Raw genomic sequence first — 11,441 nt, 5'->3', positions numbered from 1 at the left:
TAATAGCCAAGAGCGCAACTGTTAATACCCCTTCCGCCAACTACAGACGGACGCGACAAGAAAAGCTGGGGTAAGAGTTATAATATTATGACTGAAGAGAATTTAAACAGGCTCTTATATTATATCTCTGATTGGCGGACGTTTGATGGCTGTATTATTCTGCTTTTCGTATTTCTTTTGATAAAATTGAAAAAAAGTTTGTTTTAGGTTAGGAGATTTTTTTTGAGGTTGCGTCTTTAATAATAGAACAACATTAAAAAAAAATATGAACTTGAAAGAATACTTTCGCCTTGCAGGATTATTTGGTAAACTGAATTCTCAGGAAAAACTTGAGGATGATTTTACCACTACGCCTGAAGGTGAGACGTTGAGATTCTTTTGGGAAAGCTGCGAACAAGAAAAAATTAATGCTTCTTCCATTATAGAGAAAACGCGCATAAAAATACGAGAAGGTGAAAAGAAACGCAGACGGAACTATTTATTGATAACTTCCGTTTCTATTGCTGCTTCTGTTTTGATTTGTATATCAACTATTTATTTTCTGAATCAAACAACTATTGTTGATGTTGATTTGCAGGCTATTGCAGAAGGAATGGATAGCCAGGCTGTTGATGAAGTAACTCTTATAACTGCTAAAGAACAATTGAACTTAGACGAAGATGCCTTTATCAAATATTCAAAAGAAGGAAAGGTTGCGGTTAATTCTCAGGTTATTAAAGAAGAAGGGGAAAAGGCAAGGGATGAACAAGAATATAATCAGTTGCTTGTCCCTCCTGGAAAGAGAGCAAGAATAGAGTTGTCAGATGGGACTCGTTTAGTAGTAAATTCTCAGTCTAAAGTCGTTTATCCTCGTCGTTTTAAAGGTGACATTCGTAAGATATATGCTCAGGGAGAGGTGTTTCTAGAGGTTGCTCATGATAAGAAACATCCTTTTATCGTGGAGTCGGATGGTTTTAATTTACGAGTGTTAGGTACAAAGTTTAGTATTTCCAATTATAAAGGAGGGACAACTAATATCGTGTTGGTAGAAGGCTCTGTGGAAGTGACTGATAAAAATGAGAAAAAGGCACAATTGACCCCTAATGATTTGTTGAATATAGCTGATGGCGCAATAACTTCCCAAAAGAGGGTAGATGTAGCTGAATATATTAGCTGGGTAGATGGAATTATGTTATTGAATGGTAATGAATTGTCTCAGATTATTCAAAAACTAAGTATTTACTATGGTATATCCATACAATGTGATCCCAGTGTTGGTAGTGAGAAAGTTTATGGAAAACTCGATTTAAAGGATGATATAGATGAAGTGATTGAATGTATTCGGCAGACATTGCCATTTACGATAGAAAGAAGTGATACTAGTATATACTTGAATAAATAGTAACTTATTAATTAATCTTTTGAATATATATGCCTATGGAGAACAAATAATATTATGACACACAAAAAATCGGATAAATATTGGCGTATTTACCCGATATTAATTCCTTCGTTAAATCAATAAATCCAAAATTGTTAACCTAAAAAGAAATTTTTATGGTAAAGAAAACTATTTTTTCACATCTAAAGAAAAGACTTAAGCTTTTTTGCATAATAAACGTCTTTTTTATGATTCCATTCTCTTCATTCGGGGCAAATTCTATCAGTTGGGACTCCGAAGAAGATTTATTCTCAGTTCAATATGAGAATACTACGGTTAAAGATATCTTAGATTATATCGAGAAACATAGTAAGTACATATTTATTTATTCAGAGAATGTGAAAAAGAATCTGAATAACAAAGTCTCCATTTCAGTTTCCAATAAGAAAATAGACGCTGTATTAAATGAGCTGTTCTCAAAAACGGGGTTGAATTATAAAATGTCGGGAAGACAGATTACGATTTCAGTGCCGGAACAGGTTCCTGCGATAAAGCAAGTTCGAGGTTTTAAGATTGTGGGTAACGTTACCGATGAGAAGGGTGAACCTTTGATTGGTGTTTCAATCTTTATGAAAAAAGACTCTACGGTGAATGCGATAACGGATATGAATGGTGCATATAGCATTGCTGTGCCGGATAAATATGCTGAACTTTCCTTCCGCTATATTGGCTTTGTACCGAAAGACGAAAAGGTCAATAATCGTAGAGTACTGAATGTGATAATGGTAGAAGATGTTGGTCAGTTAGATGAAGTTGTTGTTGTGGCTTATGGCGCACAAAAGAAAGAGTCTGTAGTGGGTTCTATCACAACTGTTGAACCGGCAAAATTGAATGTTTCTACTTCCCGTTCATTGAGTAACAATTTGGCTGGCACAGTGACAGGTGTAATTGGTGTGCAGCGTTCCGGAGAACCGGGATACGATAACTCTTCGTTTTGGATCCGTGGTATCAGTACCTTTCAGGATGTGGGTAAAGACCCATTGGTGCTGGTGGATGGTATCGAGCGTAGCTTGGATAATATTGATGTGGAAGAAATTGAGTCCTTCTCCGTATTGAAAGATGCGGCTGCCAGTGCAGTGTATGGTGTACGTGGTGCGAATGGTGTGATTTTGATTAATACCAAGCGCGGACATGTGGGTAAGCCTCGGGTAGTGGTGAAATCGGAATTTGCGTTCACGCAACCGATAAAACTTCCCAGCTATATCGGGGCTGCCGATTATATGCAGTTGCTGGATGATGTATTGGATGATACCGGACAGTCTCCGATGTATGCCGACCGGATTGCCAAAACACGTGCGGGATATGACCCCGATTTGTATCCTGATGTAAATTGGATTGATGCTATTTCTAGAGACCATGCTGCCAACCAACGTATTACAGTAGATGTATCCGGTGGTTCGGAAAATTTGCGTTATTCGTTTGTGGCTGCGGTTTACAACGAACGTGGCATTCTTACACGCGACAAGAGCCTGGATTGGGATCCTACTATCAAATTGCAACGTTACAATGTACGTTCCAATGTTGACTTGAAACTCTCTCCCACCACTCAAGTTCGTTTTAATATCGGGGGATATCTTCAGGATCGTAACTCTTCACCTGAAAGTACGGACCAAATTTTCAGCCGTGCGTTTCGTTTTACTCCGTTCATGTTTCCCACTCGCTATTCATCCGGTGAGATTCCTGCTTGGCAGGAAGAAGGTAATCCTTGGGCAATGGCGACTCAGAGCGGTTTCGCCCGTTCTACTGCCAGTAAGATTGAGACGCTATTTTCTCTGGAGCAAGACCTGAAATTTTTGACTCCCGGTTTGAAAATAAAAGGAACTTTCTCATTTGACCGTTATTCTACCGGCAAAGTGACTCGTTCCAAGAAAATAGAATATTGGAATGCCGCTAGCGGCAGAAACGAAGAGGGCGAATTGATTCTGGCCCAAAAACAACAAGGTGGTAACTTCTTGGGTACTTCCAAATCGGCAGAATATGGTGACAAGAGTATCTATATGGAAGCAAGCTTGAATTATGACCGTACCTTTGCTGACAAACATGCCGTATCTGCCATGCTACTCTTCAACCGCCGCCATTACGATAAGGGGGAATCGCTGCCTTACCGTAATCAGGGATTGGCCGGACGTGCTTCATATACCTACAGTGGAAAGTATGTAGCCGAATTCAATTTTGGGTACAACGGTACTGAAAACTTCGCCAAAGGAAAACGCTATGGTTTCTTCCCGTCGGCTGCTGTTGGCTGGATTGTTTCGGAAGAACCTTTCATGCAGCCTTTTCGCAACACGATTTCTAAATTGAAGTTGCGTGCTTCCTACGGACAGGTAGGTAATGCTAATCTGAAAGGACGTCGTTTCGCCTATATATCCACTATCCTTGATCAATGGAATGATGTGCCTGACTTATACCGTTGGGGCTTGGACGGAGATTATGGACGTAATAACATGGTAGAGGGTGACTTCGGTATTCCTGATTTGACTTGGGAAATTGTAAACAAAGCCAACGTTGGCTTGGAACTGGGTCTGTTCAATGGTATGGTAGACCTTCAGGTAGATTTTTTCGACGAACGCCGTAACAACATCCTTGTAGAGTTGAACTCTATTCCTGCTACCTCCGGTTTCTATAGAAAACCATGGGGCAACCGTGGTAAAGTGAAGAATCAAGGAGCGGAAGTGACATTGAACGTCAACAAGCAAATCGGTAAAGACTTCTTTATCGGTCTGATGGGTAGCTTCACTTATGCCCATAATGAAATCATCGACAAAGATGAACCTTTGGGAACCATTGGAACAACTCGTGCTGAAACCGGTCATCCGGTAGGGCAGATTTTCGGCTATGTCCACGACCGTCTGTTTACAGAAGATGATTTTGTAGATGTGGAAAACGGAGTTCTGAAAGAGAGTGTTCCTACCCAAACTTTTACAGCAAAAGTTCGCCCGGGTGATATTAAATATGTGGATCTCGATAAGAACGGAGTTATCGATACTTATGACCAAATGGCTATCGGAGGTACCGAGAATCCGGAAATCGTTTACGGGTTCGGGCTGAACTTACGTTGGAAAGACCTTGATTTTGGAGCTATGTTCCAGGGCATCGGGCGCACTTGGCGCATCCTTTCCTCCAATATTATGCCGGCATCCAATAAGGGGTCTATGTATAATATCTTTGATAACTATCAAGATCGTTGGACGGTGGATAACCAAAGCCAGGATGTATTCTATCCGCGTGCCGATTACGGACCGAATGCCAATAATAGCCAGAAGTCTACTTGGTGGTTGCGCAATATGAGTTTCTTGCGTCTGAAAAATTTAGAATTAGGATACTCCTGTCCGAAGAAATGGTTGCAAGGGTTTGTGATTTCCAATGCCCGTGTTTTCGTACGTGGAACGAACCTGCTAACCTTCTCAAAGTTCAATCTGTGGGATCCGGAGCTGGCAACCGGTGACGGTGCTAAATATCCGGCTATGAAATCAGTATCAGTAGGTTTTGACATTACTTTCTAAAATAAATATGATATGAAAAACAGAATTATTACATATATATTATTGGGCGTTTTGGGTGTATTGCCTTTAACTTCATGCTCTGATTATCTGGACAAAATGCCGGATGACCAGTTGACATTGGAGAATGTATTTTCCAACAGGGGCAATCTGGAACGTTGGCTTTCCTATCTCTATTCTGTAATGCCGGAGTTTTATATTTATGACGGTCCGGACGCCATTGGTGACGAACTTGCACCTTCTGTAGGGTGGGAGTCACAGGGATTTAAGGCGATTCAATATCAGAATGGAAACTGGACCCCTATCAGTCCGGGAGTAGTGACTTATTGGGATAAGTATCCAAAGGCAATTCGTCAAGCATACACTTTGATTAAATATGCGCATCCTTTGTCTGATGTATCTGAAAAGGAGGTTAATTATATGAAAGCGGAGTGTCGTTTTTTCATTGCTTACTACCACGCTATGATGGCGATGACGTACGGAGCAGTTCCTATTATTCGGGAAGCGGCTGTAGAACTATCGGGTGAATCCTTGTTGCTGAAACAAGAACCTTTCGATGCAGTGGTAGACTGGGCTGCCAACGAATTGCTGGAAGCTTCCCGACAATTGCCTGCATCTTATGATGAAGCAAATAAATACGGTCGTATCACTTCGCTGATTTGCCTTGCTATCCGCGCCCGTCTGCTGACGTTTGCCGCCAGTCAGTTGGTGAATCCCAGTCCTGACGGGAAGGGAATGGACCCCGAAATGCAAGCTATGACCAATGTAGATGGTGTGAAAATCTTTAATTCCACTTTCAATGAAAATCATTGGAAACGGGCGAAAGACGCCAATAAACTGCTGATTGACGAAGCCGAGAAAGCGGGACACGCTTTATATAAGGAATATTTGTCTGATGGAGTAACTATTGATCCGTTCCTTTCTTATCAGAACATGATGATGCTTCGTTATAAGGAAGGCAATACGGAAATTATTTTCCCGCGTACTAAGGATAATGCAGGTTGGTTTGACGACCAAGCTCTTCCTCGTGGTGCCGGTGGGTCTGGTTCGCTAGGTGTTACTCAGTTGCTGGTGGACGATTTCTTTATGAAGAACGGTAAAATGCCTATTTTAGGATATAACAACAGTGGCAATACACAAACGGTTGACATTAACCCGGAATCTGCATACAGCGAAACAGGTTACTCGACCGAAGATGATGTACGTGCTACTAACTGGCATTATGCCGTAGCGGGTAGCAAGGCCAGCGGTGACTCTCATGTGGTAGCTCCGAAGAACACATTTAATATGTATTGCAACCGTGAACCCCGCTTCTATATTTCGGTAGTCTACAACGAACAGTATCATTGGGGAAAAGGAAAAACAACGAATTTCTTTTTTAATGGAGAAGACGGCCAGCCCTCGCACGATAACCCGTCAGCCGGTTATCTGATTCGGAAGCATGTAGACCCGACGTTCGTTCATTCAACGAATACCGGTACTTATAAGTCACGCCAAGGCATCCTCTACCGACTTGCGGAGGCCTACCTGAGCTATGCGGAATCTGCGCTCGAATATAGCATGGCAAAAGGCACTTACGATGTCGACAAGGCAGATATTGTGAAATACATCAATAAGATTCGCGAAAGAGCCGGCATTCCGCAATATGGAACTTCCGGTCTCGAAATTCCAACTGATCCGAAAGAAATGCGTAAGTTGATTCGTCGCGAGAGAAGAGTGGAGATGAATTGCGAAGGCGGTTTGCGCTGGTTCGACTTGCGCCGTTGGAAAGAGGCCGAAGATGTGTTGGACGGTAACTTCTATGGCATGAATATGCTGGCTGAAAAGGGGAATAGAGATGAATTTTATAAACGAGTGCGCTATCAGACTCGTAAGTTCAAAAGCTATTGGTGGCCGATACCCCAGAATGAGATAGACAAGAACCCGAACTTGAAACAGATGCCGGGTTGGATGAATTGATTCACACTATAAAATCAAGATGAAGTATGAGAAACAAACTATTTTATAAAGCTCTGCCATTGGTGGCTCTGCTTGCCCTTGGCGGATGTAAGGAAGAGAAGGAAGCCGACCTGACGTGGCTCACCAACCCCGGCGAGACGATGGAACTGACTGTTTCGGCTACGGATATAGAACTGGACAGGGACAGACCGAATGACGTGGCACTGAGTTTTGACTGGACACCGGCTCGTGAGATGCCCGAAGACTATGTCATCTCTTATGTGACTAAAATAGATATCGAAGGACGCGGGTTTGAAACCTGTGTGCGTGTCGATGAGGACTATGGAGTGTTTAATAAAAGCTATACTACCGAAGAACTACAAATGTTGCTGGTGGATAAGTGGGGACAGAACTACTCCAAAGTAGTGCCCGTACAGTTTCGTGTCATTGCGAAGTGGGAAGGCGGACCTCGCTACGCCAAGCCCGAGGTACGTACCGTTACTGTAAATGTGCGTCCTTACCGCCCGTTGGTATGGGAAGCAAACCGCATTGTTCTTTCCGGCACTTCTACCGACAATGATAAGCTGGTAATGAGCAAAACCATGGAGAATGAGTTCCAATATGCATTTGTGCAAGACTTAGTACAAGGTGAGATGGGTATTGCTTTGGAAACTGAACAGGGCGACACTTATATTCAGTTGGCAGAAGGCGTTAATAACTGGATAGACGGTGAAGAGGTAGATGTTGTATTGGGTGATGAGCCTACAATGCTTAACTTACCTAAAGACGGTGAATATCGTGTCATCTTGAACACGCAGACCCGCAAACTGAAAATCTACTCTCCTGACAAGAAACTGGAGCCGTATGTTGCGGAATTCCCGGATAAATCGGGTGGTGGACCGTATAGGGTAGAGGTTACGAATCTTTGGGCGTATGGAGACATAACCAAGTGGACAAATAATTTGAAAGACGGTCATTTTAAACAGAGTTTAGCCGATCCTCAGATTCTTGTAGGTAAAACTACCTGGGTATCAGATTGGGGTTCAGAGCCGGGTAAAAAGGAAAATGGCAAGTTTGTTCTCAATGTTCAAGCTATAAATCCGAATTTCCCGGGTGGTCCTAACTTCTCATGGAGTATCGGTCCCGTAGTACCGGAAGAGGAGCGTGATAATCCTAATTTCAAGCAAAAAGTGCCCTTGCAGCTTAATGTTTGGACGCCGATTGGAATGGGACATTCAGTACAGCAACGTGAGTCTCATTTTACTTGGCTTATGGGTAATATACTCACTATTGTAGACTTGAGAAATCAACGTATATATATGAGTGAAAATTAAAGTAATCCAAAGAGGGTGTCTGCCCTGCACGAAAGGCAGTACACCCTTTTTAAAAAGAATAAACGAATGAAGATAAATTGGAAATATGCAGCAATGTCTTTAGGGGCATTGTTTTTCACCTCCATGGTGTCGGTCGCCTGCTCGGATAGTGAAAGTGAAACGGGAAACACCGGCAATGAAGGTTTCCCTGCCGAGAATGTAACGGTGCGGATTAACCCTAATAAGACACGTGTTCTTCGGAATCCTCTGAATGGCTGGGTACTGTATCTGGCACGTGAGAAAAACGAACAGTTTTGGCAAGAAAGAGGCTATGACCACATGTATGTGCCTGATTTGGCAAAATACGTAAAAGTCTCCGATTACGCCTCTTCCTGCTACCTGCGTACGAATTGGAAGACATTGGAGCCCCAAAAGGGAAAATATGCTTGGGATGACCCTAGCTCCGATATCTCACGTATCATTAAAAGTGTACATGATAGAGGATTACGTATCGCCTTGCGTGTACTGGTGGATGGGCGCGACCAAAAACAGAATACTCCTGAGTTCGTATTCGATGAAGGCTGTAAATGGTATAATACAGCAAACAATAAGTGTCCTTATCCTGATGACCAAGTGTTCCAAAAGCACTATGGAGAGTTTATCGAGGCTTTTGCCCGCCAATACAATGACCCCGATAAGGTAGATTTTATTGACGGTTACGGATTGGGTAAATGGGGAGAGTCGCACGCTATGATTTATGCTAACGATGGAAATAAGTTTCAGGTAATGGAGTGGATTACAGCGTTGTATGCACGTCATTTCACGAAAGTGCCTCTGGTGATCAACTATCACCGTATGTTGGGCGATACTTATCAGGATTCTTGGCAGGAAACAGTGCCGCCTGATGCGGAGCCGTTGCTGAACATAGCCCTCAATAACGGATACATCCTGCGTCACGATGCTTTTGGTATGAGTGGCTATTATAAAGATTGGGAGAAAAATATTGCCTTGAAGTACAGATATAAGCTTCCTATCATTATGGAAGGTGGATGGGTGACCGACACGCACCGTTATTGGTATTTCGATGATGCTTATCGTTATCGGGAAGGTCATCCCGAAGATGTCCGCAAGGGAGAGTTTGAAGATTCCATGCTGGCATGTGTCAATACGATGGACTTCCGTCTAGGAGAAACAGAATCGTGGTTTGAAAAAGCTTTCTCTTATGTGCAACGCTTTATAGCGGAAGGCGGTTACCGTCTCTATCCGGACATGGTTTCTTTGCCTGTTTCGGCAAATGGTGGTCAGGATGTTACTGTTGTTCACCGCTGGCGCAATATGGGTTGGGGATATTGTCCTACTAATATCAGAACTTGGAATCAGAAATATAAAGTGGCTTTTGCATTGCTGAATGATAATAATGAAGTGAAAAAGATATTTGTGGACGAGCAAACCGACCTGTCGACTTGGCTGAAGGAAGCCCCGACTACTTATACCACCAAGTTGAATCTGAAAGGCGTTTCTGTTGGCGCCTATTCATGGGCGGTAGGTTTGGTGGATGTTACCAAAGACAATGAAATCGGACTCGAAATGGCCGTGAACAAGGATGCCAACCTACTGGATTCCGGTTGGTTGAAATTACAGACACTTATGGTAAAATAAGTAAATACATATGATGAGTTGTATGATTAAAGATAAAATGAGAGCAGGACTTTTGGTGTCTATGTTTTTAGGGGTGTTTGCGCTTCAAGCCGCTGCCATAAGCGGCGGGTCGGATGCCGGAACCTTGAAGCAGAACTTGGCACGGGATAACAAGATAATAAGAATAGAACCAGACAGGCAGCGCTTGTTGCGTAACCCACAAACCGGCTGGGTGCTTTATGCCACCCCCGGTGTGAAGGAAGATTTCTGGGAGAAGTGTGACAATATGCAGGTACCCGGTGTGGGAACGGTAAAGGTGTCCGATTATGCCCATACTCTTTATATCCGTACCAGTTGGAGGAAGTTGAATCCTGAAGAAAACGTTTATGGCTGGAATACGGATCCCATGCTGAAAATGCTGATTGAGGGAGCACGTGCAAGAAAAATGCGTCTTGCTTTCAGGGTGGTGGTCGACAGCCGTGATAAAGGCTATGACTTTACGCCCGACTTTGTGCGGGAGGCTGGTACGAAGGGCTTCGTGTGGAGAGGAAGATGGTCACCTTATCCTGATGACCCTATTTTTCAAAAGTATTATGAAAAATTCGTTTGGGCTTTAGCCAAAGACTTTGGCAATCCTGACGAGGTGGACTTTATCGACGGAACAGGTCTGGGAAAGTGGGGCGAGTATCACACTACGCTTTATTCTACGGGAGATGAAAAGCCCCGTAAACCTGTACTTGACTGGCTGGCAGACTTGTATCTGAAAGCATTCAGAGACGTTCCGGTTGTCATCAACTATCATCGTTTTGTGGGTGCCGGTAAGGACTGGGACGATAATAAGTATGACCTTGACAGTGAGTTCTTGCTTGATGAAGTAGTTGAAAAAGGATATTCTTTGCGTCATGACGCATTCGGTATGGGGCTGTATTATGGTGAATGGGAACGTGACTTTGCCAAGAAATATTTCGGCGTTCGCCCCATACTGATGGAAGGCGGATGGATTACAGGCAAAATCCACAGCTTTTGGGTGGATCCCCGCAATTATCGGAAGGGACATCCCGAAGATGTGCGTCAGGGAGAATTCGATGATAGTAAAGAGGCGCGTGTCAATATGATGGACTTCCGTGTGGGTGAAATGGAATCGTGGTTTCACAATACATTCCCTCTTGTGCAACAGTTTATTTCGGAAGGCGGCTATCGTCTCTATCCGGATATGATTTCCTTACCTACAGATGTGGCAAAGAATCAGAAACTTCGGATTATACACCGTTGGAATAATCTTGGCTGGGGATATTGCCCTACCAATATTCCGCAATGGAACCAAAAATATAAAGTGGCTTTCGCGCTGATGGACAGTCGGAATAGGGTGCAGAAGGTGTTTGTGGACAAACAGACAGACTTATCCAAATGGATGCAAGGTATCCCTGCAGTTTACACTTTTGATTTACGTCTCAAAGGGGTAACTCCGGGGAGTTATTATTGGGCAGTGGGGCTTGTTGATACTACCAAGGATAATGCGATCGGCTTGGAAATGGCTGTGCCGGAGAACATGTTGAATGCCGGATGGGCTAAATTGCAGGAAGTAACCGTAAGGTAACAGGCAATCAGCTACTTGATGGGGTTAACGAAAGG

At 43.2% G+C, this 11,441-nt stretch carries 6 protein-coding genes; all 6 read left to right on the top strand.

Annotation, left to right across the window (positions count from 1 at the left end; all coding sequences use genetic code 11):
- Positions 1 to 265 precede the first annotated feature (265 nt).
- The 6 genes from NSB03_RS02740 (at position 266) to NSB03_RS02715 (ending at position 11,406) form a co-directional block, all read left to right on the top strand.
- Positions 266 to 1,381: a FecR family protein gene (locus tag NSB03_RS02740; RefSeq protein WP_024986397.1), complete on the top strand. Its 1,116-nt coding sequence runs from the start codon at positions 266 to 268 to the stop codon at positions 1,379 to 1,381.
- 155 nt (positions 1,382 to 1,536) lie between these two features.
- Positions 1,537 to 4,923 carry a TonB-dependent receptor gene (locus tag NSB03_RS02735; protein ID WP_024986396.1) on the top strand — a complete coding sequence of 1,129 codons (3,387 nt, stop codon included), beginning with the start codon at positions 1,537 to 1,539 and terminating at the stop codon, positions 4,921 to 4,923.
- Between the two features lie 12 nt (positions 4,924 to 4,935).
- Positions 4,936 to 6,879: a RagB/SusD family nutrient uptake outer membrane protein gene (locus NSB03_RS02730; RefSeq protein ID WP_024986395.1), complete on the top strand. Its 1,944-nt coding sequence runs from the start codon at positions 4,936 to 4,938 to the stop codon at positions 6,877 to 6,879.
- 26 nt (positions 6,880 to 6,905) lie between these two features.
- The gene (locus NSB03_RS02725; RefSeq protein ID WP_135037866.1) at positions 6,906 to 8,192 is read left to right on the top strand and encodes a SusE domain-containing protein; all 1,287 of its coding nucleotides are present in this window, start codon (positions 6,906 to 6,908) and stop codon (positions 8,190 to 8,192) included.
- Between the two features lie 66 nt (positions 8,193 to 8,258).
- On the top strand, positions 8,259 to 9,830 hold the full coding sequence (locus NSB03_RS02720; protein ID WP_024986394.1) for a hypothetical protein: 1,572 nt from the start codon (positions 8,259 to 8,261) through the stop codon (positions 9,828 to 9,830).
- 13 nt (positions 9,831 to 9,843) lie between these two features.
- Positions 9,844 to 11,406 (top strand): hypothetical protein, encoded by a 1,563-nt coding sequence (locus tag NSB03_RS02715; RefSeq protein WP_024986393.1) that lies wholly within the window; start codon positions 9,844 to 9,846, stop codon positions 11,404 to 11,406.
- The last annotated feature ends 35 nt before the right edge of the window (positions 11,407 to 11,441 follow it).

It is taken from the genome of Bacteroides acidifaciens (genome assembly GCF_024623065.1).
Classification (GTDB): Bacteria; Bacteroidota; Bacteroidia; order Bacteroidales; family Bacteroidaceae; genus Bacteroides; species Bacteroides acidifaciens.
This window is presented reverse-complemented; position numbering and strand designations above follow the sequence as displayed.

Coding starts and splice junctions, on each gene's coding strand:
- NSB03_RS02740 (WP_024986397.1), top strand. CDS start 266: ATGAACTTGAAAGAATACTTTCGCCTTGCAGGATTATTTGGTAAACTG.
- NSB03_RS02735 (WP_024986396.1), top strand. CDS start 1,537: ATGGTAAAGAAAACTATTTTTTCACATCTAAAGAAAAGACTTAAGCTT.
- NSB03_RS02730 (WP_024986395.1), top strand. CDS start 4,936: ATGAAAAACAGAATTATTACATATATATTATTGGGCGTTTTGGGTGTA.
- NSB03_RS02725 (WP_135037866.1), top strand. CDS start 6,906: ATGAGAAACAAACTATTTTATAAAGCTCTGCCATTGGTGGCTCTGCTT.
- NSB03_RS02720 (WP_024986394.1), top strand. CDS start 8,259: ATGAAGATAAATTGGAAATATGCAGCAATGTCTTTAGGGGCATTGTTT.
- NSB03_RS02715 (WP_024986393.1), top strand. CDS start 9,844: ATGAGTTGTATGATTAAAGATAAAATGAGAGCAGGACTTTTGGTGTCT.